Here is a 24561-nt window from a genome sequence, read left to right as displayed (position 1 = left end):
TGGTACTAAGTCGTAAGCCGGCCCTCGCTAACCAGAAGCATTGCATTCATGGCCATCCCTGGCAGATCAAATCACCTTGCGAGCAAACCAGTCTCCACCAACCGCTCACGTATCCGGTCCAAGGCTTCCGGATTGCCAAGGGCATCCCGGTTGTCCGCTTTACTTGAGCCATTGACCAGCCGGGCCACCGCGAGTTCCACCTTTTTGCCACTGCGGGTGTAGGGAATGTCGGGCACTTCCACGATGTGTTTGGGTACGTGCCGGGGGCTGGCGCCTTCGCGGATTCGGGTTTTCAGGGTTTTGATTAGGTCGTCGGTTACAGTCTGGCCGTCGGCCGGGACTACGAACAGGACCACTTCCACGTCGCCGTCGATCTGGCGTCCGACAACCAGGCTGTCTTTGACCGCGTCAACGGTTTCCACCTGGCGGTAGATTTCAGCGGTGCCGATTCTGACGCCGCCGGGGTTGAGGGTGGCGTCGGAGCGGCCGTAGATGATGGCGCCGCCGTGTTCGGTGAATTCGATGAAGTCGCCGTGGGCCCAGACGCCGGGGAAGGTGTTGAAGTAGGCATCGCGGTAGCGTTCACCGTCCGGGTCCTGCCAGAAGCTGACGGGCATCGAGGGCAACGGTTGGCGGCAGACCAGTTCGCCCCGGCCTTCGCTGACCGGCTGGCCGTCGTCGCCGTAGGCGACCGCGTCCACGCCCAGGAAGCGGCACTGGATTTCGCCTCTTCGTACCGGTAACAGTGGTGTTGATCCCACAAAGCAGCCGCAGATGTCGGTGCCACCGGCGATGGAGCCCAGCAATACGTTGGGAGCACCGTCGGTATAGATCCAGTCGTAGTCTTCGGGCAACAGCGGGGAGCCGGTGGAGAACACCACGCGCAGGTGGCTCTGGTCCAGGGTTTTCGCCGGTTGCAGTTCAGCTTTGCGGCAGCCGGCGATGAAGCGGGCGCTGGTGCCGTAGTGGGTGACCCGTTCTTTGGCCACGGTTTCCCACAGGAAGTTCAGGTTCGGGTAACCCGGGGAGCCATCCACGGTGATCACGGCGGCGCCGGTCATCAGGGCAGAGGCCTGCCAGTTCCACATCATCCAGCCGCAGGTGGTGAAGTACAGGAAGCGGTCTTCCGGGCCAACATCGCCATGGAGCATGAGTTCCTTGGCGTGGTTGACCAACAAGCCGGCGGTGCCGTGCACGATGCACTTGGGTTTGCCGGTGGTGCCGGAGGAGTAGAGGATGTACACCGGGTGATCCGGATCGACCGGAGTGAACGAGGGCGCCTGGCCTTCGCCGGCCTTGAGGGCATCCTCCCAGGTGGTAACCAGTTCGCCGGGGATCGGTGCCTCATCGGGCAGTTGAGCAATGCTGACCACCACCTTCAGGGACGGCAGGCCGGCGATCAGCTGTGCGAAGTCGTCCTGGCGCGCGAACACTTTGCCGCCATAACCGTAGCCGTTCACCACAATCAGGGCTGAGGGCTCGATCTGGCCAAAGCGGTCGTTGATGGCGCCGATGCCAAAGTCCGGTGATGCGGAGCTCCAGATCGCGCCCAGGCTGGTAGCCGCCAGCATACCGACCAGGGCTTCGTAGCCGTTAGTGACCACACCCGCCACGCGGTCGCCCTTCTGGATGCCTTTGCTGCGCAGAAAGGCTTCCAGGGCACCGGCGTCGGCTTTCAGCTCGGCGTAGGTCCGGCGCAGTACCGGGCGGGTTTCGCAGTAGGCCACCACCGCTTCTTTATCAGCATGGTCGCCGTCCGCCAGCCGTAGCAGGTTGGCGGCGAAGTTCAGCTTCATACCCGGGAACCATTCCGTACCGGGCATTTCCCGGTTGCCAAGTACCCGTTTGGCCGGTGTCTCGCAGACCAGGCCGCAGTAGTCCCAAACCTTCTGCCAGAAGGTGTCCAGTTCGGTAATCGACCACTGGTGCAGGGCGTGGTAATCATCAAAGGGGCCAAAGCCCTGTTGCTCCAGCCAGGCCTTGAACTGGCCCATGCGGGAACGGGTGAGGGTGTCCTGGTCCGGGGTCCAGACAACCGGTGATTGTTCTGTGTTGCTCATCCGTCTCTCCAGAAAATTACTGCATATGCCAGCCGTGGCTGACCACGATCGACTGGCCGGTCAGGGCAGCGGACGGGAAGGCGGCCAGATGCACCGCCAGTTCTGATACGTCTTCCAGGGTGGTGAACTTCCCGTCCACGGTGTTCTTGAGCATGACCTTGCTGATCACTTCTTCTTCGGAAATGCCCAGCTCTTTGGCCTGCTCCGGTATCTGCTTGTCCACCAGCGGTGTGCGCACAAAGCCGGGGCAGATGATGTTGCTGCGCACCCCGTGCTCCGCACCTTCTTTCGCCACCGCCCGGCACAGGCCCAGCATGCCGTGCTTGGCGGCGACGTAGGGCGCTTTCAGGGGCGACGCTTCCACCGAGTGTACCGAGCCCATATAGAGCATAGTACCCCCACCTTGGGCGTACATCTGGCGCAGGGCCGCCCGGGTCACCAGGAAGGCCCCGTCCAGGTGCACGTTCATCACCTTGCTCCAGTCGGCGTAGGCCAGCTTGTGCACCGGGTCGATATGTTGGATACCGGCATTGGCCAGGGCGACATCGAGCCTGCCCCAGTGTTGAACGATGGTAGCCACGCCCTGGTCGACCGCCTGTTCGTCGGTGACATCCATGGCCAGGGCCAGGGCCGTGCCGCCGGCCTGTTCAATGGCTGCCACGGTGTCGGCGGCGCTTTCGAGGGTCAGGTCTGCCACCGCCACCCGGGCCCCTTCGCGGGCGTAATGTTCAGCAATGGCGCGGCCAATGCCCCGGCCGGCGCCGGTAATCAGGGCAACTTGATTGTGAAGACGCATGGTCACAGTCTCCTTTCAGGATTGGAATTGTTATTGGAATCCGCAAGGAGGGCCGGTCAGCCCCCTCCGTATACCTCGTTGGGCAGCCAGGTGGCCAGCGGCTCGAACCAGAACACCAGGGCCAGCGCCAGCAACTGCAGAGCAATAAACGGAAGCACGCCCAGATAGATATGCCGTGTGGTGATGCCCGGCGGGCACACGCCCTTGATATAGAACAGTGAGAAACCCACCGGTGGCGTCAGGAACGAGGTCTGCAGGCAGATGGCGAACATGATGGCAAACCACACCGGCTCCACGCCCATCTTGAACAGCACCGGCGCCACCAGCGGCAGAATGATCAGGGTGATTTCCACCCAGTCCAGGAAGAAACCGAGCAGGAAGGTGATGAACAGCACCGTCAGCAGGACCCCGGTGGTACCGAAAGGCAGCCCGGTAATGGCGCTTTCAATCACCTCGTCACCACCCAGGCCACGCAGCACCGAGGCAAACACCGTGGCACCGATAAAGATGCCGAAGATGAAGGCCGAGGTGCGGCTGGTCTGGTACAGGGATTCTTTCAGGGTGGCCATGTCCAGGCGCTTGCTGACAAAGGCCATCAACATGGCGCCACCGGCACCCACGGCCGAGGCTTCTGTGGTAGTGGCAATGCCGAAGAAAATCGAGCCCAATACGGCAATGATCAGGGCCATCGGTGGCAGCACCGCCTTCAGCACATCCAGCCAGGCCCGAGCATCCAGCGGCTCCCGGTTCTTCGGCGCAGGCGCCAGGTCTTTTTTCAGGAACGACGCTATCAGAATGTACAGGATGTACATGGCCCCGAGCATGATGCCCGGAATCAGCGCCCCCATGAACAGTTTGCCAACCGAGGCATCTGAGGTACCCAGGCGATCCGCCATCAGCACCAGCATGATACTGGGTGGCACCAGGATACCCAGGGTACCCACGGAACAGGCCGTGCCCACGGCCAGGGATTTGTTGTAGTTGGCCTGCATCATCGGCCCCAGGGACAACATGCCCAGCAAGACCACGGAGGCCCCGACAATACCGGTGGAGGCGGCCAGCAGCACGCCGACAATCACCACGGTGATGGCATAACCGCCACGCAGCGGGCCAAGCACCCGCACCAGGCTGTGCATCAGTTTCTCGGCAATGCCGGAGCGGTCCAGCATGATGCCCATGAAAATGAACATCGGCAGCGCCACCATCAATTCATTGGCGACAATGCCGTAGATTCTGGCATCCAGCACCCCCATGGTGCCTTGCCAGGTAAACCAGAGCGGGGAGTCGAAATACTCCACCATCACGTGTCCGACAATGGCGAACACAAGACCAATACCCGCCAGTGACCAGGCTACCGGGAACCCCAGCAGCAGGAGCACCATGAAGCTGGCGAACATGGCGATAACAAGAATCGCTTCTACACCCATGACGTCTGCCTCGTGATTCAGGGATTGGGATGGCCGGTAGACCGGCGATCGTCTTCAGGGGGCGTTACGGCCCGGGGGAACCCGAACAGGAACGTGGCGCAACGCAGGAACCGGGAGAACAGCGCGATCATCACGAAGATCAGTCCCAGCGGCAGCATGCTTTTGAAAATGAACCGGTACGGCAGACCACTCGGGGCCTGGGAACGCTCGCTGTAGGTCCAGGCTTTCCAGGCGTAGGGCACCAGCACTTCCACCATCAGGTAGATCACCGGCAGCGCAAGCAGGGCAATGCCCAGCAATTCAATGACGGCCTGGGCCCGGGGCGGGAACTTTTCTTTCAGCACGTCGACCCGCACATGGTCGTCACGCACCACGGCGTAGCCCAGGGTCAGCATGGTGGCAGTGCCGAACAGGTGCCAGGACAGCTCTTCCAGTGCAATGGAACCCTGAGACAGCACGTATCGTGAAAACACGTTGATAAGCACCACCACCAGTACACCGATCCACAGCCAGGAAGCAAAACGGCCGACCGCCACCACCAGGCGATCCAGGCGCCAGGCCAGGGCGTTGGTGGGCAGAAAATCCTCGCCCGGTGCCGGGGACTGCTCACCCCCGGAGACATTGGTATCAGTCACAACAACCTCGAATAGTCCGGATGCAGAGAGGGAATGCAGGCGGCATCAACGCCGCCTGCCATGATCATCATCCGCTGATCAGTCGTACTGGTAGAAATCCCGGGGCAGGTAGCCCTTGGAGTGCCAGATTGAATGATGTTCCATGAACTCACGCTGGCTGGTGAGAACGCGCTTGAACATTTCGTCCTTGGCGGCGATTTCATCCAGCACCTCGTTGGTGACCTTCTGCAGTTCCCGCAGGACAGGCTCCGGCAGGGTCTGGGCGGTTACGCCTTCTTTCTCATAGTCACGCAGGGCGGTTGGCTGGGCCCACTCGCTCTCGGCAAACCCCTTGAGAGTGGCCGACTCACAGCCCATTTCGATGAGGGCACGGGTTTGTGGCTCCAGCTTGTCCCAGGTGTCCTTATTGACCAGCAGGTGCGAGGTGGTCAGGGTCTGGTGCCAGCCAGGCATGATGTAGTTCTTGATGATCTGATCCAGGCCCAGCATCTTGTCGATGGCCGGCTGGGAGAACTCGGTGGCATCAATGGTCTTGCGCTCCAGGGCCTGGTAGATCTCGCCACCCGGCACCATGGTTACCGATGCGCCCAGCTTCTCCAGAACCTTGCCGCCAATGCCGGCAAAGCGGATCTTCAGGCCGTCAAAGTCGTCCATGCCCTCGATGGGCTGCGCGAACCAGCCAGCGCCTTCCGGGCCGATGATGGAACACAGCATCGGGTGGATGTTGCGCTCCGCGTAGATTTCTTCCAGCAGCTCGCGGCCATCGCCCTCGTAGTACCAGGCCAGATACGCCGGTGGCTCCATGTTGAAGGGTGCGCCGGAATACAGCGGCAACGAAGCAATGGTGCCCTGGTCATAGCCGACCCAGGTGTAACCGGCGGGGTATTTGCCACTGCCAACGGCGTCCATGATTTCGAACGGCGGCACCAGTTCGCCCGGCTCGTAATAACGCAGCTGGATATCGCCACCGGAGATATTCTTGAGATTCTCGGTAAGGTGCTTGACCGGTGTGGTCAGACCCACGAGATGGGATGGAAACGCCAGAGGAACCTGCCAGCGAACCTTCTCTGCGGCCACGGCGTCCGCACTGGCCAGACCACCGGTGATAACCGCGGCGGCGGTAATGCCATAGGTCAGTTTTGAAAGCTTATGCTTGATCGACATGAAATGGATCCTTTTTGTTGTTGTCGTACAGCCACCGGTTCTTGCCGGCGGGCTACGTCTGAAATTGATCAGACAACGCAGGAAACCATAGCTGACTTTGGGTCGGGTCCAACGAGTTTGCGCCAGCTTTGTTTTCTTACGTTGTTCTGACGTCCTGCAAACAGGCTATAGCAGACACCGTGCCACAGCCGATAATGCCTTTTATTTCATGCAGATAGATATTTTAGGCGGTTCTGGAGTCAAGGCAGCTGTCCGGCAATCCGGACACTCATCGACAATGGTCGTAGGTGATTGTACGGATAACGGGACAGCCGTCCGGAAATCAGGACAATCTGGCCAACTTCTCGTAGAGCACGGAACGGGAAATCCCCAGCAGCCGGGCGGCCTTGGTCCGGTTGCCACGGCAGGTCACCAGGGCCTCTTCAATGGCCTGGGCTTCAGCCTCAGCCACAATGCGGGCCAGCGGGCGCACAGAGCGAGCGGGCACCGGCGAGACCAGGCGCTGGCCAGCACGGGGCAGCACTTTAAAGATCGCGTCCGCATCCAGTAAATCGCCATCCTCACTCATGGTCAGGGCCCGCTCCAGCACGTTGCGCAATTCCCGGATGTTGCCCGGCCAGTCGTAACTGCCCAGCGCCGCGACGCCGGCATCGGTAATCTCGCCACGCATGTCCTGGCCCTCGCAGATTTCACCCAGCAGGGCTTCGCACAGCACACCCAGATCGGCCAATCGGTCCCGCAGGGGTGGGATATTGATCTCCAGCACATTCAGCCGGTAATAGAGGTCCGAACGAAAGCTGCCTTCGGCAATCATGGCCTCCAGGTTGCGACTGGTGGCCGCAATCACCCGCACATCCACCGTCGTCACCTTGTTCGAACCCAGGGCCTCGATCTCGCCTTCCTGCAGTGCCCGCAACAGCTTGGCCTGCAACGGCAGCGGCATATCCCCCACCTCATCCAGAAACAGCGTGCCGCCGTTGGCCAATTGGAACTTGCCCTCCCGGGTACGACGGTCTGCACCGGTGTAAGCGCCCGGGGCGACACCGAAGAATTCCGCCTCCAGCAGGTTTTCCGGCACCGCAGCCACGTTCACACCAACAAAGGGCTTATCTGCCCGGGGAGAGACCGCATGGATAGCCTGGGCTAAAACCTCTTTGCCGGTGCCTGTTTCCCCCAGCAGCAGTACCGTCATGTCCCGGCCTGCCGCCAGTCGCGCCCGGCGCTTGACCTCGAGGGCCGCCGGACTGCCACCGACAAAATCGCCCAGACTGTAGCGGGTGCCACGGCTTTTCTTCGCGAGGGCCTTGCGGGCAGCGGCCAGATCCCGGTGCAGGCGCCGGTATTTGGACACCAGCGGTGTCAGCGGTTGCAGGTCATCGTAGAGCACGAAGGCAACAGCACCGACAATGCCGCCCTGATCGTCGTAATACGGCAACCGAGTGACCACCAGTTGCTGCTTATTGTGTTCCATGATGTCCAGCAGCAAGGGCTTCCCGGTTTCCACCACCTCGGGCATGCGGGTCTGCGGAATCACCTTTCGTACCGGTTTGCCAATGGCGTGGGAGGGGTCCACCAGACCCAGCAGCTGAGAATAACTGCTGTTGATCCAGGTGATATTGGCATCCCGGTCAACCGCAATGGCACCGGCGCTGGCTTCCTCAAACATCGGGAACAGGGCTTCGATCAGATCACGGGTCAGGCCGCTCTTGTTCTTGTTGGTAAACAACTCGCTCATAGTCCGCGTGCTCACGGGTGGGGATGATTTCATGGGCAATCCTTGGGCGTCCGGATTTCCGGACGCCGTCACGGGAGTATAGGAAGCCCCCGGTTCGGGGGCAAACCTCCAAAGGTGGCATTTCAACCGTCGGTAATCAGTTCGGGATCTGCAACTGGTTACCGGTGAATACAATCCGGTCCGCTTCCGCCGGTTCGGATTGAATCGGCGGCAGGTTCGCCAGGGTCAGGGGCGTGGTCAGGCTGCCCCGGGGCACCGTGCGCACCACCTGACTGGGCGGCAGCGGCTGTTTGTCGGTGAGATGGGCCCACACCAGATCCAGCGCCTGGAAGTAGTAGTGGTGCAACGGCACATAGCGGTCACCGATGCCCGGAAAGCCGTTGAGCACGTCCAGGTGATGGGCGTTGAGGATTTCGTAATAACGCAGATTGCTGTGCCGGCCTTCCACTGCCTGGTTCAGGCCGACATAGGGTCGGGAGGTGTGGTTGATGGGCAGGATGGCATCGGCCCGTCCGGTGACAAACACCGTCGGCTTGCGCTGCAGGTCTCCGCTGGCCCGCACCGCTGAAATGCCACGGCTAATGGCTTCGTGCAGCTCAGCCTGAGCGCCCTCGAGGGGCTCGCCGGTCACCACATCCCTGCCTTCGGCAAGACTTCTCAGGCACAGCAGGGCGTCCAGACCGTAATCCACCTGGCTGGAACTGGGCGAAGCGCTAACGGCGAGGTTCGTGGGCTGGCCCTCGGCGTTGTCGTAGACCAGATTGACACCAGCGGAGGGCGGAATGCCGTTACTCGCTGCAAACAGCGCCGCCTCGGCCGCAGGCGCCAGTGGCACCACCGCACCGGCACTGCCGGTCGCTGCGAGGCTCAGGCCACACACCCGGTCTTCAACACCCGCGCGGCCGTAAGCATTGGCGTAGGTCATGGCAATGCTCTGGGCGACCGCCAGGCCAAAATGCACTGGCGCCAGCAGGTTCTGCTCCGGCTGCACGCCGAAGTCCTCGTTCAGGATCCGTTGCGCATCGAGCGCCCAGTCATCCGGGGTAGCACCCGACACCAGCCCCTTGTTGAACAAGGAGTGGCAGATGTTCTGGCCAGTCACCGGCGGGTTGAACACGCCGTTCAGGGGGGCGAGATCGCGGATGCCGGGGGCCTGGTTGGCACAACCCTGGTACACCGCCAGCGCGGTGGTGTAATCCAGCAGGCTGCGGCTGTGTTCCGTCAGTGCAGGGCCATTGCCCTGACGAATGCTGAAACTCCGGTCCACAGCCGGATTCACATTGGGCTCAGACACCGCCACACCATCAATCAGGCCTTTCTCGTCCTGTTCCGCCGCCCGCACCGAGGCTCCGCCGCCGTTGGAAACACTGGAGGCAATCACCAGGGTGTTCCTCGGGTTGATAGTTCGGAGAGTTTCACCATTACCCAGTTCCCGGCCATGGAGTGTGTTCAGCACATAGAAGCCGAACTCAATGGATTGCAACACATGCCGGCCCCAGTCTGCCTCCGGGTTCTGTTTGGAATGGGCGTGTTTCCAGGCGAAGCGATCCGGCCACTGGCTATTGAAATCATCCCGGCTCTGAGCGTCCAGATCCGCCCGGAACAAGGCTTCTTCAGGTTCCGTGGTAAGTGTTCCGTTCACGGACTGGGCGGTGTTTGTGGCGAGGTTATGGGCACCGGTACCGGTGCCTTTATCGGTATAAACCACCGCGCAGCCCTTTTTCAGGCCCCACTCCCCGGCGGTGCCAATGGCGCCGTAGATCCCGCGGGAACCAGAGGAGGGTGCGGTTACCATGCACGGAAAATCCGGATCAAAGCTGTCGGGCACCTGGGCCATTACCGTCACCGGCACAGTGGCGCCCGGCACCTGCATCAGGGCAATGAATTCCTGGCCCGGAATTCGGCCACTGGCGTTACCCACGGCCGGGCCAAACAGGCTGCCATAACCTCCGCCGGGTGCGGTATCCACCAGCGCCCGGTAATTGTTGTAGATGGCCAGCCGGCGCAACTCTGCCGGTGTCGGATTCAGGGCATCGACAAACGCCGGTGGTGAGGCACTGGCCAAACCCTCCGGCCCCAGGCCAGCGGTAAGAAGATCATCGGTATTGCCATCGTAAGCAAACTGCTGGACATCGCTCACCAGGAAATCAGGCAAGGAGTTGAACACCTCGTCCTTCTTGCAGGCAGTGAGCGTTACCGTGGCAGCACCTATCAGGGTGCAGAGCATCATTCGTTTCATGGTCGGTCCTTGTTTGTTGTTGTTGAATCGGCCCCATGGGCGCCACGGCCCATGCGGATCCTGTGCCAACCGGACAAGACCATGAATATATTTAGAAAAATGAAAAATTACTGGCACTTGAGAGGGGGCTATTCCGGAATTCCGGACAGCGGTTGCGCGTGCAATGGCATGGCACGCGCGCAGGACCGCCGCTGGCCGCAGACTGTCCGGCAGACCGAACACTGTCTGAAAAACCAGACAACGGGCAGTGAAACTAGCCTATTCGAACAAAGGGCAGCAAGCTGATTGCCGCAATTGCAGCGATGGCCAGGCAGGCCGCCAGAGTCCGCAGCGGATAACGTCGAAACATGGAGCCGATGCCACCGATTTCGCCGCGGGCCAGGCCTTGCTCATAGGCCTGGCGCTGCCTCTCGAAACGCTGACGCTGATACTCATCCAGCAACGCCTTGGCTCGCTCCGCCTCTTCCGCATCGTGAACCCAGAAGCCGCCCATGCTGATGCCCCAGCGGCTGGGCGGGGTCTCGTAGTAGCGCACCTCATGCTCCTCGAACAGAGCCCGGATCTCGTCGGCCTCGTCGTCGGGTACATGGCGCAGATTCATCAGGTGATGGGGCATGGCGCGTCCATTGGCTGGTATCAGGATCGTAATTGCCTATATGCTAACAGCAAAGCACCCACGACCGAACTTGCATCAGGACACTGCATGAGCCCGAACCCCCTTCGTCTGCTGCTGGATTTTGACGACCGCGTCCAGCGGGACAGGGATCAGCCCCCCGCCTTTCTCCACCGCCGGGACCGGCGCTTTGCTCTGGACTGCGAACAGCAGGGAATAAAGCCCAGCCCTTCGCGCTGGCTGGCACACATGGATCGACTGTCCGGCCCCGGCGGCACCGTGACGGTTGGCCGTCGGGAACTGAAACTCTGGCGCCGGGCAACCAGCGGCTTCACAGGTGCCGGCTGCCTGATGGGCATCGTGACCATGCTGGGTCTACTGTTCTATGACGGCGGCCAGCGCATCAACATCACCGTGATTCTGGCCTTTGTGCTGTTCCAGCTGCTGCTGGCACTGGCCACCACGGTACAGGCCATAGTCGGCTGGCAGCCCTGGCGCTGGTTGCTGAAACGGCTGCACCTGGACCACGCCAGCCCGACCCGGGCCCGGCTCCAGCCACTACTGATGGCGCGGGCGGCCCATGCCGGCGGCGTTGCTTTTGGTCTTGCCGGCCTGGCCACGCTGCTGATCATGGTGGTGGTCCAGGACCTGGCCTTTGGCTGGAGCACCACTCTGGATACCGCCGCTTCCGGCTACCACCATCTGGTCAGCGCCCTGGCGGCGCCCTGGTCCTGGCTGTGGCCTTCCGCGGTGCCCTCTCTGGAGCTGGTGGAGGCAACCCGGTTCTTTCGCGCCGCTCCCGTCACAACCGGAGTCGAGCCTTCACGCTGGGGCCTATGGTGGCCCTTCGTGGTCATGTTATGGCTGACCTGGACGGTGATACCGCGTGTGCTGCTGCTGATTCTCAGCCAAAGCCTGCTGCGCCGCCGTGCCACTCGGCTGATGGCGGGCCATCCCGGCATGAAGGCCCTGTTATACCGGATGGAAACTGCCACCCTGGATACCGGCAGCAGCCACAACGATGCCGGCGACCTGCCAGACACCCGCACCCGGGCCCAGCCAGACCAACTGCCGGACACCCCGCTGATGATCTGCTGGGCCGGTGCCGGCGAACCGGAGTTGCCCCAACGCCTGCTGGCTCCGGATTGCCGAATTTTCCGGGCCGGGGGCCGGGCCAGTCTGGCCCAGGATGAAGACGTACTGGCACAAGTAGGCATCCTCCTGGCCGGCCAGGAACATCCGGCAGTCATTGTCGTCACCCGCAGTTGGGAGCCGCCCACCGGCGAGCTGCACGATTTTCTGGAGACCGCCCGGGAGCGCTGGCCCTCGAATAGCCGGGTAACCCTGCTTCCGCTGGCAAGCGATCCGAACCAGCCATCGCAGGCCCACCTGGTTCAGCCCTGGCTTCGGTTTACAGAACGCCTGGCTCCGGGCTTTGCCTCGGTGGCCTTGCCACCTGTCGACGAGCCCAACCCTTATCTGGCCGGGAGCGCACAACCATGACCAACGCTCCGGTATTCGCCGTGGTCGGCCACCCGAACAAGGGCAAATCCAGTGTCGTCGCCACCCTGTCCCAGAACGACGCTATCGCCATTGCCCTGGAACCCGGCACCACCCGGGCCCGGCAGGATTATCCACTGAGCGTTGATGGCCAGAAACTCTATACCCTGGTGGACACCCCTGGTTTCCAGCGCCCACGGCGGGTATTACAGTGGCTGGAAGCCCACAGCATTTCCGCCTCGGATCACCCGGAAACCGTGCGGGCTTTTGTGCTCCAGCACCGCGGCGATGACCGGTTTGTCGATGAATGTGAATTGCTGGCACCGATCGTGGAAGGCGCCGGGATCATCTACGTAGTGGATGGCTCGGTGCCCTACAGTGCCGAGCACGAGGCTGAAATGACCATCTTGCGCTGGACCGGGCGTCCGAGCCTGGCGCTGATCAACAGTATCGGTGAGGACGATTACAGCGACACCTGGCAGGCCGCACTGGGCCAGTTCTTCCAGGTTGTCCGCAAGTTCGACGCTGTTCGCACCCCGTTTGAGCAACATCTAAGCCTGTTACGAGCGTTCGGCCAGCTGGAACCGGACTGGGAGGCGCCGCTGGAACGGGCCACCCGGCTCCTGTCCGAACAGCGCCGCCAGCGTCGGCGCCAGGCGGCAGGCCTGGTTGCCCGAGCCCTGGAAGACCTGATGTCATATCAGGAACGACGCACACTGACGCTCAACCAGATCGCCGAAACCAGCGATGCCAGCCTCGCCGAGACCCTGCGGGATCGCTGGTACCGGCACCAACGCCAACGGGAACAGGCCCTCAGAATCGACATCGAGCACCTGTACCAGCATCAGCGCATCCGGCGCCAGGAAGCGGAACTGCAGTGGCACAGCCAGCACGATCTGTTTTCCGAGGACACCCGCAAGCACTGGGCGGTCAGCAAGCGCTATCTGGCCACCGCGGGCTTTGGCGCCGGAGCGGTGAGTGGTGCCGGCATTGATGCCGTAACGTTTGGCTCATCGCTGGGCACCGGTGCCCTGCTCGGAGGGTTGATTGGTGCTACCGGCAGTTACTTCTACGGGGATCGCCTGGTTTTGCCGGCACTGAGCATCGGGCCCATGAAGGACGGCCTGAAAACCGCCAGCTTCGGGCCTGTACAGGACAGCCAGTTTGGCTATGTTGTGTTAGGGCGGGCGGTGGATCACTGGTGGCATATCAGCCAGCGAAACCACGCCGGGCGGGATTTGCTGGAACTGGAACCGGCCGACCATCACTGGCTGGAACAGCTCGACAAAGCCAGCCGGCGGGAAATCCAGAAAGCCTTCGAACGGTGCCGGAAACAACGAGCTCTGACCCATCAGCAGAGGGAACAATTTGCCGCCGCCATCGAGCACGCCCTGGCGGCATACGACGACTGGCGGTTGAATCGAGCCTGAGCCGCATGTTTATACTGTATGGCTATTCCATCACAAAATGAGGAATGCGAATGAAAATCGTACGAGTGCAAGACATTATCGGTACCGAGCGTGAAGTCAGCGACAAGCAGTGGACCAGCCGCCGCCTGTTGCTGAAGAAGGATGGCATGGGCTTCTCCTTCCACGAAACCATTATCAAGGCCGGCTCCGAGCACACCTTCTGGTACAAGCACCACTTGGAAGCGGTTTACTGCGTGGCGGGTAACGGCCGCATCAAGGACCTCGCCACCGGCGAAGTGCACGAAATCACCGATGGCACTCTGTACGCCCTCGACAAGCACGACCGTCACACCCTGTACGGCGGCACTGAAGACATGCGCCTGATCTGCGCCTTCAACCCGCCGGTAACCGGCCAGGAAGTGCACGACGAAGACGGTGCTTACCTGCCGGATACCAGCGAAGACTGATTCGCTCCGCCGTGGCATTTCAAACCGCCGCGACCACACCGCCACCGCCAGCCCGATTGCTGCCGGTGGCGGTGTTGCTTTGGCTGGCCGGTGTTTACCTGCGCATACCCGTGCTGGTGGCCCCGCCCCTGGCGCCCTTCATTGGCGATGAGCTGGCCCTGACCCAGGCATTGACCGGCGCCCTGACCACACTGCCCATCCTGATGCTGGCCATTGGCGCCATGCCCGGTTCGCTGGCCATTTCCCGCATCGGCCCAAGGAACACCCTGGCACTGGCCATGGTGATCATGGTCATAGGCTCCGCCGGCCGTGGTCTGGTGCCCGATACCGTCACCCTGATGATAGCCAGCGCCGTCATGGGCCTGGGTGTGGCGATGATGCAACCAGCGCTGCCAGCCTTGCTGCCGCGTTGGCTGGAACCCCATCACATTGCTCTGGGCTCAGCCATCTACATGAACGGCATGCTCATGGGTGAGTTCATCGGCGCCGGCATTACCCTGCCGGTTCTTATGCCGTTGCTGGACAACAGCTGGCGCGCCACCATGCTGGCCTGGTCGCTGCCGGCCCTGCTGGTAGTCGCCGCCCTGTTTCTGCCCAAACGGGACCTGGCCCGGCCCGCACGCAAAGCCGCCTGGCTGCCCGACTGGAAAAACCCACTCACCTTGCGCCTGGGCCTGCTGCTGGGGCTTTCCGGCTCCATGTTCTTCGGCCTCAACGCCTACATGGGTAACCTGCTGGAACAACAGGGGCGTATCGGCCTGCTGTCCGAGGCCCTGTTCTGGTACAACATCGCCCAGGTCTTTGCCTCGCTGGTGATGCTGAAAATGGCGCGGGCCTGGGTCGGCCGCCGTACCTTCATTGTCGCCATGGCGGTTCTCAGCATTGCCGGCACCGCCGGCACTCTGGTGCTCGAAGGCTGGTGGTTCATTGCCAGCGCCACGCTGATGAGCTTCGTGGCCGGCATTCTGCTGATCCTGCTGGTGGCTCTGCCGCCTTTGCTGGTGAGCTCCGCCGAAACCGGACGGCTGTCTGCCGGCACCTTCCTGGTGGGCTATACCATGGCCTTCTCGGTACCCATGCTCGGCGGCCTGCTCGCCGACTGGACTGGCGACACCCGTCATGCCGTGATGGCCATGGTGGCCTATAGCCTGCTGGTGTTACCCCTGGCGTTCACCCTGGACCTGAAACGAAAAAAGGATCAGCCCGCAAGCTGATCCTTTCAGAGATACCTCACTGCCCTTCGGTCAGATGTAGTAATCCTTCAACGGAGGAAAGCCGTTGAATTCAATGGCACTGTAGGTGGTGGTATAGGCCCCGGTCGACAGCCAGTACATCCGGTCTCCGATCGCCAGATTCAGCGGCAGCGGGTACTTGTGATGCTCGTACATGATATCGGCACTGTCACAGGTCGGTCCGGCGATCACACAATCCTCACCTTCACCGCTTTTCTCGGTCCAGATCGGAAACTTGATGGACTCATCCAGGGTCTCGATCAGGCCGGAAAACTTGCCGACATCGGTGAACACCCAGCGGTGCAGGGCAGTGCGGGATTTCCGTGAAATCAACACCACCTCACTCACCAACACACCGGCATTGGAAATCAGCGATCGCCCCGGCTCGATGATGATCTCGGGCAGGTCGTCACCAAAATCCTCGTGCAGGAAACGGGCAATCTCCTCCGCGTACACCCCCAGTTCATTGGTTCGGGTAATGTAGTTGGCCGGGAAACCACCGCCCATGTTGATCATCTTCAGCTCAATGCCGTCTTCTTCCTTAAGGCGCTCGAAAATCACCTTCACCTTGTTCAGGGCAGCGTCCCAGGCACCGATTTCGCGCTGCTGGGAACCTACGTGAAACGACACACCATAAGGTACCAGGCCCAGATCACGAGCCAGTATCAGCAGATCCATGGCCATATCGGTCTGGCAGCCAAACTTGCGGGACAAAGGCCAGTCGGCGGTCAGGGTGCCTTCAGTCAGAATACGCACATACACTTTTGAGCCCGGGGCAGCCTTGGCAATGTTGCGCAGGTCTGCCTCGGAATCCGTGGCATACAGGCGCACACCCTTTTCGTAAAAAGTGCGAATGTCTTTCGCCTTCTTGATGGTGTTGCCGTAACTGATGCGGTCGCCGGTCACACCGAGGGCCATCACCTTGTCCAGTTCATACACCGAAGCGATATCAAAATTCGCACCTTTGTCCCGCAGCATGGTCAGAATCTGCGGGGCCGGGTTGGCTTTCACCGCATAATAGACCTTGGCGTAAGGAAACCCTTCCACCAGCTCTTCGTACTGACGGTCAATGGTCTGGGTGTCGATCACCACAAACGGGGTTTCCTTGCCGTCGGCAAAGTCCTTGATCCGCTTGAAAGTCTCGGCACTGTAGTAGTCGGAGATATCAGCGTTAGGCGTCTGGATCATGGGTGGTGTGTCCCTCCACAGGGTAAACGGGCATAAAAAAAGGGTAGCACAGACTGGCTGTGTTACCCGTGAATGGCGCGATCATCGGGCCTTTTCCCGATCACCGCAAATGCGCAGTTATACCCATAAATCCGGCGACCGAAACCGGACCTATGGCACAGTATTCTGTGTCACACCGCCACTGGCCACAGCGGCGTTGGCTCGGTGGGACCATCCGGGTCCTGGGGCCGACTCTGGCGCTGCAGATAATCCAAGATGGCGTCTTTCAGATCACTGCCCTGACCCAGGCCCTGATTGCCGAACAGGCGGTTGAATTCCAGCACATAGGGATAGCCTTCCACCAGGGCGATATCAAAGCCGGCATGGTCTACTTCCAGCTCCCGGGCCAGGCGCAGGGCCAGATCGGTAGCCACCGCCGGCACATCACCAGCCACAATCTGGCCGCCTCTGGCGACGTTGTTGTAGAACCCCTGCTCCGCCTGGGTACGCCAGTAGGCGGTCACCACCCGATCACCCACCACAACCACCCGCACATCCCGGTCAATCGGAAGGTATTCCTGCACGTAGAGAACGTCTGTGCGATCACAATACTTCAGCCATTCGGCCCGGGACTCGATCAACCACACACCTTCGCCCATGCTGGCCTTGGGGAGTTTGGCCACGAAAGGCAGGGCCATGGTGTCCCACAGCATGTCACGTTCCTGTGGACCATTGGCTTCAATCAAGGTCCAGGGTGTGTGTTCCGGTGCCACGGTCTGAAAGGCGCGGGTCATTTCCACTTTGTCGTGACCAATGCGATAACTGGCGATACTGGGGAACACCCGGCACTTCAAGCCATGCACCAGGGCGTTGATCTGCCAGTATTCCGGGAACAGCACCCAGTCCGCCTCCTGCAGCAGCGGCTTGTGGCGCAGGAAATGCTCGGGCTTCAGTACAGTGGTGTCGGGAAAGCCAAGGGTACGGAACACGTTGAATGAGACAAGGTGCATGGTGACAGCCGCACAGAGTGAAAATTGGCTGCATTTTATCCAGCTTTGGAACCCTGGCAAGGGTTATTTTGTCCGTAAATTGACCGATCTCATGGCGATAGTTAATGCTACTGACAATAATTCGCATTAGTTATCACTAATGAGGAACCGACCATGACAAAACACCTGATGCTGGCCACTGCCACCCTGCTGTTCACCCTTCCGGCCTTCGCCGATGATGAGTACGATCACTACAAAGGCGAACCCTCGAAAACCCTGGAGCAGGCGGTGGCCAATTTCTCCGAGTACAACAACCGGCTTGAGCAGGTGTTGGCCGGTGATCTGACACCAGAGGCGATGAGCGAAGTCCATCAGCTCACCTACACTCTGGAAAATGCCCTGGGCAAACTGGACCATGAGCTGGAAGACATTGCCGAGCGGCTGGAGAAAGTACACAAGGCTTCCGAGCACGCAGCCCCGGATACCGTGAAAGAGCAAGGCGCGGTGTATCTGGAAAAGAGCCGGTCCATCATCCGGTAACGGCCACGGGCTGCTAAGCTCCGGTTACTACTCGCTAATTTACCGGAGCCTGCCATGGGCGCGTTAGCCTGCGGAGCGTTTTTTTGTTCCCTGCTGAGCCTGGGCCGTGAGCGGATCTTCCGGCCAGGGGTGTTTCGGGTAGCGGCCCCGGAGTTCTTTTCGTACCTGTGGATAGGCGTTCTGCCAGAAGCTGGCGAGATCTGCCGTGACCGCCAGCGGGCGCTGGGCCGGGGACAGGAGGTGGGTTACCACTGGCACCCGGCCGGCCGCCACCGTCGGTGTTTCAGTCCAGCCAAACAGGGCCTGCAGCTTGGCAGCCAGCACCGGGCCGTTGTCGGCAGTGTAATCCAGCATCACCTTCTGGCCAGTGGGAATGGCCAGGGCTTTCGGAGCCAGTTCATCCAGTTGTTGTTGCTGTGGATAATCGAGCAGGCTGTTCAGGGCGGATACCAGATCTAGCCGGGCCAGATCCGACCACCGCTGCATGCCGACCATAAACGGCGCCAACCAGCTTTCCACACCGGCGAGCAGGGCAGAATCCGTCACATCCGGCCAGTGACCGGGGAACTGTGTGGCCAGTAACTGCACCCGGGCCTGCCACTGGCGGGCGGCCTCATTCCAGGGCAGCCGGTCCAGTCCTTTGCGACGGACGGCATCCAGCAAACCCTGCTGGATCAGTTCGGGGTCCACCGCTTGCAATGGTCTTTCCGCCAGTATCAGGGCGCCAAGCATGCGTACGTGACGCGCCACCACCGTGCCCCGTTTGTCGTCCCAGAGGGCTTCTTCCCGTTCTTGTATGTGCGCAGCCAGGTCCTGCTCCAGATCCCCCAGATCCACTGGCGCCGCCAGATAAATCGTCGCCTCACGGGCCTTACCGTCCAGGTCCGCAGCCACCAGCCAGTCCTCCCGGGCCAGCGGATCATCGTTCCTCAGGCTCGCCCCCTTGCCATTACTGAGCTGGTAGCGCGGCGCCTCGCCCGAACGGCGGCGAGCAATGCGGTCCGGATAAGCCTGGGCTAAAACCCGGCCCACCTCGGTAGCAACGGGTTCGCCCCGTGACCCCGGCTCCCGGCACAACCGTTTCGCCGCCTGCCGCACCGCCTGTAACCGGGTCGTCTCCAGACCCAGGGGTGGCCGTTCTCCCCGAACCGTCCGGATCCGTTCGTGCAAATCCGCACCGGAGCCCGGCCCCAGCAAATCACGCTCTTCCAGCAATGCCGCCAGTTCCGCTGCCAGCTGGCCAAACCCCAGGGCCCTGCCCCGGAGAACCATATGGGCCAGACGAGGGTGCATCCCCAGATCCCGGGCGGCCTTGCCGTGATCGGTAATAGCACCGTCAGCATCCAGCAAATCCAGCCACTGCAATACCTCCACTGCCTGCTGCCAGTGGGCTTGTGGCGGCGCATCAATCCAGGCCACCTGATCCGGTGAACGAGCCCCCCACTGGGCCATCTCCAGTACCAGCGGCGCCAGGTCCGCCTCCTGAATCTCCGCTGGCGTGAACTCAGCCAGCCCAAACTGCTCCGACTCGCTCCATAACCGGTAGCACACCCCCGGTTCGACCCGTCCGGCCCGGCCTTTACGCTGCTCGGCAGAGGCTTTGGACACCCGGCCGGTGATCAGGCGGGTCATGCCACTGTTGGGATCAAACACGGCCCGGCGCTGCTGGCCGGCATCAACCACTACCCGAACACCTTCAATGGTGAGGCTGGTCTCAGCAATGGCGGTCGCCAGCACCACCTTGCGAGAACCGTCCGGGGCCGGCGCAATGGCCCGATCCTGTTCTTCAGACTTGAGGTTGCCATACAAGGGTGCCAACACCACGTTTTCCGGTAATTGCCCCGCCAGCTGTTGCGCCACCCGGCGAATTTCACCGGCCCCGGGCAGGAACACCAGCACCGAGCCAGCCTGGTCTCCCAGGACCTCCAGCACCACCGCCGTTACGTGATCCACCATCCGGGCACTGCGGGACAGGGGCCGATAAAGGACATCCACCGGAAACGCCCGGCCTTCACTGGAAATCACCGGCACGTCCCCCAGCATCTTGGCAATCGGCGCGGTATCCAGTGTCGCGGACATCACCAGAAGGCGCAGGTCTTCTCGCAGGGCCTGCTGGCTCTCACGCACCAGTGCCAGCCCCAGATCGGCCTGCAGGGAACGTTCATGGAATTCGTCAAACAGAACAGCGGCATAGTCTTCCAGCATGGGGTCGGTCTGGATCAGGCGGGTGAGTATACCCTCGGTCACTACTTCGATCCGGGTGGTGCCGGAGACCCTGGTATCCAGTCGGGTGCGATAGCCCACCGTCTGCCCGGGCGCCTCTCCCAGTTGCCGGGCCATATACCGCGCTGCCGACCGGGCCGCCAGTCGGCGGGGTTCGAGCATCAGGATTTTGCGGCCATCGCGCCAGGGTGCATCCAGCAGGGCCAACGGTACCCGGGTGGTTTTACCGGCGCCGGGCGGCGCCTGGAGCAAAGCGGTGGTGGTCTTTGCCAGTGTGCGGGTCAGTTCTGGGAGGATGCCATCAATCGGGAGCATGGTACTGGGTGCTTGCCGGAATGTGGCCGCAGTTTACCATGCCTCAGGAGCGGGCATGCCAGGCTTCAGGCCGGGGCACGAAGAACGCGAATACCAGGCCAAACGCCAGCGCTGCCACCCCGATGCCGAAAGCCGACACCAGGGTACCGCCGGCATCCAGCCACTGTTTGGTCAGCCAGGGGCCGACCATCTGGGTAAAGCCATACAGTGCCACCATCGCTGCCGACAGGCGCGGGCCCTGATGCGGATGCAGCGCGCGCCCGATGCGCTGGGTCAGCAATACCGTGCCCAGGAAGGTGCTGCCGACCAGGGCGGCACATAACACCAAGCCCAAGGCGCCAGGCCAGACCACGGTGGCCAGCACACCGGCCAGCTGAATCAGAAAATTCAGGCGAAGGGCGGGCAAGTCTCCCATCAGGGCCCCCAGTTTGTTCCACAGCCAGGGCGCCGGGATGGTGAACAGGGCGACGATCACCCAGGTGCCGTCCAGCAAGGCGTGGCCCTCAGGCAGTTCCAGTTTTGCCAACAGGGGCAGGAAGGTCATGGGCAGGATGTAACCCAGGCCCGCCCCGGCATAGGACAGAAACAGCGGGATGCTGGCGCGATCCAGCAACGGGGTATTGACCACCGCCTTACCGGCGTCATCATGCTGGCGCACCGGTACCTCCAGTTGCCGTAACTGCATGGCACCCCACCAGGCCAGGGGAATCGACAACAGGGCAGCCGGCCACCAGCGCTCCGCGCCCTCCAGCAGGCTGGCGGTTCCGGTAACCAGGCCGCTGGACACCAGCAGCCCTACACCAACACCGATATAGACCAGACCGCTGAGAGAGGCCCGGTTGCGCAGTACCAGCCACTCCAGAATCAGAGCTGGCGCCTGGACGAATACCACGCCGTTAGCCACACCGTTCAGCCAGCGGGTGACAGAAATCACCGTCAGCTGGTCGGTCTGGGTCACGATCAGCGTGGTCACCACATGAACCGCCAGGAAAAGAGGCAACATCAGCCGGATCTGGTCGATTCTGTGCCAACGGATGGCCAGCATTGCCCCCATCAGATAGCCGAGGTAGTTCCAGGTGGCCACCGCAGCTCCGTCCGGCGCGTTGAACTGGTTATCGGCCACCAGGTAGGGCAACAACGGGGTGTAGATGAATCGGCCAAGGCCGTGGACAACCAGCAAAACCAGGCTACCGGCGAGCAGAACCGTAAACAGTTGCCTGGGGGTGGGGGTGTTTGCAGAAGTCATGGCAGAGGCCCGGTCGTCAGGTTATCAACGGAAACCGGGTAGTGTAGGTGACTAACCAATGCTTGTCAGTGAGACCTTCGCCTCAGCCTGGCTGGCGATTGGCGTTGGCCCACTGGTAGATGCGCTCAAAGGCTTCGGCCAGCTGGTCCGGCTTGTGGGGTGGCTGGATCAGCGCCTGAACGTCTCCGTCCGGATTGAGCAAGGCAAAATGCCCGCTGTGGTCCACCAGCAACTCACCATTCACCTGTCGGTGCACAAATACTGCGCTCACGCTCTTGGCGACCTGTCTCAGGGTGTCCAGATCGCCGGTCAGGCCGTGGAAATGCTCACCAAAGAAATCGGTATAGGCCTTCAGTTTCGCCGGGGTATCGTGCTCCGGGTCTGCCGAGACCAGCAGATAGTCCGGTTGGGGTAATTCCGGAGACAGCAACTGGTCGGTACGGCGCAGATTGGCCATGGCAGCGGGGCAGATGTCCGGGCAATTGGTGTAGCCCACGAACACGAAGGTCCACCGGCCCCGGAGGTCTTCCCGGGTGACCGTCTCACCTTCCTCGTTGGTCAGAGAGAACTCCACCAGGGGCCGTGGCTGGTCGTAGACATAGGCGTTGTACTGGCTGAGATCCGGCGCCGGTGCCGGTTCGCCCCCCACCAGAAAGACCTGCCGTCCCACTGTCAGGCCGAACACCAGCACCACCAGCAACAACAGAACAAACAACGTGATCCGAATCGACCGCCCCATAGGGTCTCCCAACCAGGCTTAACCCCGGCCAGTCAGGCCGGGACAAAGACAAAATGATCCACCAGCAACACCACAAACAACGCCATCAGATAGGTGATGGAATATTTGAAGGTGTTCAGCGCTACCCGCCGGTCGTCGCCGCGCAGCAGGCGAACAGCATATTGCAGGAACCTCAAGCCTAGCGCCAGGGCGCCCACCAGGTAAATACCGCCGGACATGCCTGTGACAAACGGTAGCAGACTGACGGCCAGCAGCATCAGGGTATAGAGCAGAATATGCAGTTCGGTGTAACGATTGCCGTGGGTCACCGGCAGCATGGGAATACCAGCCTTGGCGTATTCCTCCTTGCGGTGGATGGCCAGAGCCCAGAAATGCGGTGGCGTCCAGGCGAAGATGATCAGCACCAGCAGCAACGCATGGCCTTCCACCTGGCCAGTGACCGCGGTCCAGCCCAGCAGTGGCGGCATGGCACCGGCCAGCCCGCCGATGACAATGTTCTGTGGCGTCGCCCGTTTCAGGAACAGGGTGTAAACACCGGCGTAACCCACGAGGGAGGCCAACGTCAGCCAGGCGGTCAGCTCGTTCACCTGCCACACCAGCACGACCATACCCAGGGCCGCCAGTACGGTAGCAAACAGCAGGGCGTCCAGCGGCGCAATCCGGCCAGTCGCCACCGGCCGTTTGCGAGTGCGGGCCATCACGGTATCAATCTTCTGATCCACCACGTGGTTCACCACCGCAGCCGCGCCGGCCAGCAGGGCGATTCCCAGGTTGCCGAACAGCAGCACGCTCCATCCGGGAACGCCTGGTGCTGCCAGCAGCATGCCGATCACCGAGGTAAGAATCATCAATGCCACTACCCGGGGCTTGGTCAGTTCCAGGTAATCGCGCCAGGAAATAGGGCTCGCATGCGTTGAATTCTGGATCGGCAGCGCCTTCACTTGCTCGCTCATGCCGTAACCTCCCGGTTTATGGTTGTTGTATGAGGTGCGGGGGATAGTGCTGGCAGGGCCAGCTGATGATGCCGCCAGATCAGGTGCACCATCGACAGTAACAGGCCGGCGCCCATGGCGTTATGGGCAACGGCGACGATCAGGGGAATGTGCAGCCAGACGTTGGTCAGCCCCAGACAGAACTGGAGCACCAGGGCACCGCCCACCAGAGCGATGGCCCTGTCGAGACCGCTCTGGGCTCGCTGGCGCCACAGCAGCCCCAGCAATATGGCCAGATAACCCAACACAAGAACCGCGCCCAGGCGATGGCTGACGTGAATAGCAACCCGGCCATCGCTGGTCAACTGGCCGCCCAGATAGTTGGGACCAACATGTTGGGTGATATCAAATCCATGCTGAAAATCCATGCCCTCGGGCCACCACTGACCCTGACAGGTAGGCAGATCGGTACAGGCAACGGCGGCGTAGTTGGCTGCCGTCCAGGCCCCCAGGGCAATCTGGGCAATGACCAGCAGCAAACCGCCGTACAGCCAGGGTCGGAGTCTTGCCAGGGATGCCGCCATCGCCGGTCGCGGCGCCTCACTTTCCCGTGCCCGCCGCCGGAGCCGCAGGGTCAGCAACAACAACAGGCTCAGGGTGGTAAATCCACCCAGCAGATGCAGGGCCACCACCTGGGGCCAGAGCTTGAGGGTAACCGTCCACATGCCGAACGCGGCCTGCAACACGATAAAGCCGGCAATGAACAGCGGCAGTTTGACCGGAAGCCCCGCTCTGCGATTGCGCACCGAGGCAATGGCCAGCCCGAATACCAGTAGTCCCAGGGTACCGGCGGCGTAGCGATGGATCATTTCCGGCCAGCCCTTGGAGACATCCACCGGGGTCTCCGGGAAACGGGCATTGGCAATGGCGATGCGGGTTTCATCCTGGGGTACGGTCAGAAAGCCATAACAGCCAGGCCAGTCCGGGCATCCCAGGCCGGCGTGAACCAGCCGTGTCCAGGCACCGAGCATGATCACCACCACCGCCAGCAAACAGGCCAGGGTGGCCCAGAACGCCAGTTTCTTTGCTGTTGTCCGGGATTGCTCCGGAGACATCGCCGTCATACCGCAGGC

Annotated in this window: 20 protein-coding genes; 5 read left to right on the top strand and 15 right to left on the bottom strand. The window is 61.6% G+C overall.

All coding sequences use genetic code 11. From position 1 onward, the window contains the following. Positions 1-71 precede the first annotated feature (71 nt). The 8 genes from OZ656_RS00385 to OZ656_RS00350 form a co-directional block, all read right to left on the bottom strand. Positions 72-2060: an acetoacetate--CoA ligase gene (locus OZ656_RS00385; RefSeq protein WP_278351382.1), complete on the bottom strand. Its 1989-nt coding sequence runs from the start codon at positions 2058-2060 to the stop codon at positions 72-74. A gap of 16 nt (positions 2061-2076) precedes the next feature. After that, a complete protein-coding gene (locus OZ656_RS00380; RefSeq protein ID WP_022991813.1) occupies positions 2077-2856 on the bottom strand; it encodes a 3-hydroxybutyrate dehydrogenase in 780 nt (259 codons plus the stop codon). Between the two features lie 56 nt (positions 2857-2912). Next, a complete protein-coding gene (locus OZ656_RS00375; RefSeq protein WP_022991812.1) occupies positions 2913-4283 on the bottom strand; it encodes a TRAP transporter large permease subunit in 1371 nt (456 codons plus the stop codon). 17 nt (positions 4284-4300) lie between these two features. Further along, positions 4301-4918 (bottom strand): TRAP transporter small permease subunit, encoded by a 618-nt coding sequence (locus OZ656_RS00370; protein ID WP_014420064.1) that lies wholly within the window; start codon positions 4916-4918, stop codon positions 4301-4303. 78 nt (positions 4919-4996) lie between these two features. After that, positions 4997-6082: a TRAP transporter substrate-binding protein gene (locus OZ656_RS00365; protein WP_014420063.1), complete on the bottom strand. Its 1086-nt coding sequence runs from the start codon at positions 6080-6082 to the stop codon at positions 4997-4999. Between the two features lie 322 nt (positions 6083-6404). After that, positions 6405-7850 carry a sigma-54 interaction domain-containing protein gene (locus OZ656_RS00360; protein ID WP_379944875.1) on the bottom strand — a complete coding sequence of 482 codons (1446 nt, stop codon included), beginning with the start codon at positions 7848-7850 and terminating at the stop codon, positions 6405-6407. A gap of 103 nt (positions 7851-7953) precedes the next feature. Beyond that, complete coding sequence (locus OZ656_RS00355) at positions 7954-10056, bottom strand: 3-hydroxybutyrate oligomer hydrolase family protein (RefSeq protein WP_278351383.1); 2103 nt, start codon at positions 10054-10056, stop codon at positions 7954-7956. Positions 10057-10309: 253 nt separating this feature from the next. Next, positions 10310-10672, bottom strand: coding sequence for a DUF6164 family protein (locus OZ656_RS00350; protein ID WP_273030880.1), 363 nt, complete (start codon positions 10670-10672; stop codon positions 10310-10312). An 87-nt stretch (positions 10673-10759) separates the two neighbouring features. Here OZ656_RS00350 and OZ656_RS00345 point away from each other — a divergent pair, with 87 nt between their 5' ends. The 4 genes from OZ656_RS00345 to OZ656_RS00330 are packed head-to-tail and all read left to right on the top strand — an operon-like array spanning position 10760 to position 15259. Beyond that, positions 10760-12172, top strand: coding sequence for a DUF2868 domain-containing protein (locus OZ656_RS00345; protein WP_278351384.1), 1413 nt, complete (start codon positions 10760-10762; stop codon positions 12170-12172). Then, positions 12169-13599: a GTPase/DUF3482 domain-containing protein gene (locus OZ656_RS00340; protein WP_278351385.1), complete on the top strand. Its 1431-nt coding sequence runs from the start codon at positions 12169-12171 to the stop codon at positions 13597-13599. The genes OZ656_RS00345 and OZ656_RS00340 overlap by 4 nt, the downstream gene beginning before the upstream one ends. Before the next feature lie 50 nt (positions 13600-13649). Then, the gene (locus OZ656_RS00335) at positions 13650-14045 is read left to right on the top strand and encodes an ectoine synthase (protein WP_224850686.1); all 396 of its coding nucleotides are present in this window, start codon (positions 13650-13652) and stop codon (positions 14043-14045) included. A gap of 11 nt (positions 14046-14056) precedes the next feature. Continuing rightward, a complete protein-coding gene (locus OZ656_RS00330; protein WP_278351386.1) occupies positions 14057-15259 on the top strand; it encodes a CynX/NimT family MFS transporter in 1203 nt (400 codons plus the stop codon). Between the two features lie 30 nt (positions 15260-15289). Here the strand turns inward: OZ656_RS00330 and OZ656_RS00325 are convergent, their stop codons facing one another. Then, positions 15290-16465: a type III PLP-dependent enzyme gene (locus tag OZ656_RS00325; RefSeq protein WP_278351387.1), complete on the bottom strand. Its 1176-nt coding sequence runs from the start codon at positions 16463-16465 to the stop codon at positions 15290-15292. 170 nt (positions 16466-16635) lie between these two features. After that, positions 16636-17454, bottom strand: coding sequence for a RimK family alpha-L-glutamate ligase (locus tag OZ656_RS00320; protein ID WP_199452055.1), 819 nt, complete (start codon positions 17452-17454; stop codon positions 16636-16638). A 153-nt stretch (positions 17455-17607) separates the two neighbouring features. Here OZ656_RS00320 and OZ656_RS00315 point away from each other — a divergent pair, with 153 nt between their 5' ends. Further along, on the top strand, positions 17608-17973 hold the full coding sequence (locus OZ656_RS00315; RefSeq protein ID WP_113879427.1) for a DUF6746 family protein: 366 nt from the start codon (positions 17608-17610) through the stop codon (positions 17971-17973). A gap of 63 nt (positions 17974-18036) precedes the next feature. On the opposite strand, the gene hrpB is transcribed toward OZ656_RS00315, so the two are convergent. The 5 genes from hrpB to OZ656_RS00290 all read right to left on the bottom strand — a co-directional run bounded on the left by hrpB (position 18037) and on the right by OZ656_RS00290 (position 24552). Next, positions 18037-20511, bottom strand: a complete 2475-nt coding sequence (gene hrpB, locus OZ656_RS00310) for an ATP-dependent helicase HrpB (RefSeq protein WP_278351388.1) — start codon at positions 20509-20511, stop codon at positions 18037-18039. A 43-nt stretch (positions 20512-20554) separates the two neighbouring features. Then, positions 20555-21757, bottom strand: coding sequence for a YbfB/YjiJ family MFS transporter (locus OZ656_RS00305; RefSeq protein ID WP_121208049.1), 1203 nt, complete (start codon positions 21755-21757; stop codon positions 20555-20557). Positions 21758-21839: 82 nt separating this feature from the next. Then, the gene (locus OZ656_RS00300; RefSeq protein WP_141066722.1) at positions 21840-22496 is read right to left on the bottom strand and encodes an SCO family protein; all 657 of its coding nucleotides are present in this window, start codon (positions 22494-22496) and stop codon (positions 21840-21842) included. A gap of 32 nt (positions 22497-22528) precedes the next feature. Beyond that, entirely contained in the window at positions 22529-23449 is a 921-nt protein-coding gene (cyoE, locus tag OZ656_RS00295) for a heme o synthase (RefSeq protein WP_014420047.1), read from the bottom strand. Beyond that, the gene (locus tag OZ656_RS00290; protein WP_278351389.1) at positions 23446-24552 is read right to left on the bottom strand and encodes a heme A synthase; all 1107 of its coding nucleotides are present in this window, start codon (positions 24550-24552) and stop codon (positions 23446-23448) included. Before OZ656_RS00290 ends, cyoE begins: the two co-directional genes overlap by 4 nt. Between the last annotated feature and the right edge of the window lie 9 nt (positions 24553-24561).

It is taken from the genome of Marinobacter sp. LM1 (assembly GCF_042763285.1).
Taxonomy (GTDB): domain Bacteria; phylum Pseudomonadota; class Gammaproteobacteria; order Pseudomonadales; family Oleiphilaceae; genus Marinobacter; species Marinobacter nauticus.
This window is presented reverse-complemented; position numbering and strand designations above follow the sequence as displayed.

What these genes read in the sequence shown, in the direction of transcription:
- OZ656_RS00385 (WP_278351382.1), bottom strand. Translation starts at nt 2,060, where the DNA reads ATGAGCAACACAGAACAATCACCGGTTGTCTGGACCCCGGACCAGGAC.
- OZ656_RS00380 (WP_022991813.1), bottom strand. Translation starts at nt 2,856, where the DNA reads ATGCGTCTTCACAATCAAGTTGCCCTGATTACCGGCGCCGGCCGGGGC.
- OZ656_RS00375 (WP_022991812.1), bottom strand. Translation starts at nt 4,283, where the DNA reads ATGGGTGTAGAAGCGATTCTTGTTATCGCCATGTTCGCCAGCTTCATG.
- OZ656_RS00365 (WP_014420063.1), bottom strand. Translation starts at nt 6,082, where the DNA reads ATGTCGATCAAGCATAAGCTTTCAAAACTGACCTATGGCATTACCGCC.
- OZ656_RS00360 (WP_379944875.1), bottom strand. Translation starts at nt 7,850, where the DNA reads ATGAAATCATCCCCACCCGTGAGCACGCGGACTATGAGCGAGTTGTTT.
- OZ656_RS00355 (WP_278351383.1), bottom strand. Translation starts at nt 10,056, where the DNA reads ATGAAACGAATGATGCTCTGCACCCTGATAGGTGCTGCCACGGTAACG.
- OZ656_RS00350 (WP_273030880.1), bottom strand. Translation starts at nt 10,672, where the DNA reads ATGCCCCATCACCTGATGAATCTGCGCCATGTACCCGACGACGAGGCC.
- OZ656_RS00345 (WP_278351384.1), top strand. Translation starts at nt 10,760, where the DNA reads ATGAGCCCGAACCCCCTTCGTCTGCTGCTGGATTTTGACGACCGCGTC.
- OZ656_RS00340 (WP_278351385.1), top strand. Translation starts at nt 12,169, where the DNA reads ATGACCAACGCTCCGGTATTCGCCGTGGTCGGCCACCCGAACAAGGGC.
- OZ656_RS00335 (WP_224850686.1), top strand. Translation starts at nt 13,650, where the DNA reads ATGAAAATCGTACGAGTGCAAGACATTATCGGTACCGAGCGTGAAGTC.
- OZ656_RS00325 (WP_278351387.1), bottom strand. Translation starts at nt 16,465, where the DNA reads ATGATCCAGACGCCTAACGCTGATATCTCCGACTACTACAGTGCCGAG.
- OZ656_RS00320 (WP_199452055.1), bottom strand. Translation starts at nt 17,454, where the DNA reads ATGCACCTTGTCTCATTCAACGTGTTCCGTACCCTTGGCTTTCCCGAC.
- OZ656_RS00315 (WP_113879427.1), top strand. Translation starts at nt 17,608, where the DNA reads ATGACAAAACACCTGATGCTGGCCACTGCCACCCTGCTGTTCACCCTT.
- hrpB (WP_278351388.1), bottom strand. Translation starts at nt 20,511, where the DNA reads ATGCTCCCGATTGATGGCATCCTCCCAGAACTGACCCGCACACTGGCA.
- OZ656_RS00305 (WP_121208049.1), bottom strand. Translation starts at nt 21,757, where the DNA reads ATGACTTCTGCAAACACCCCCACCCCCAGGCAACTGTTTACGGTTCTG.
- OZ656_RS00300 (WP_141066722.1), bottom strand. Translation starts at nt 22,496, where the DNA reads ATGGGGCGGTCGATTCGGATCACGTTGTTTGTTCTGTTGTTGCTGGTG.
- cyoE (WP_014420047.1), bottom strand. Translation starts at nt 23,449, where the DNA reads ATGAGCGAGCAAGTGAAGGCGCTGCCGATCCAGAATTCAACGCATGCG.
- OZ656_RS00290 (WP_278351389.1), bottom strand. Translation starts at nt 24,552, where the DNA reads ATGACGGCGATGTCTCCGGAGCAATCCCGGACAACAGCAAAGAAACTG.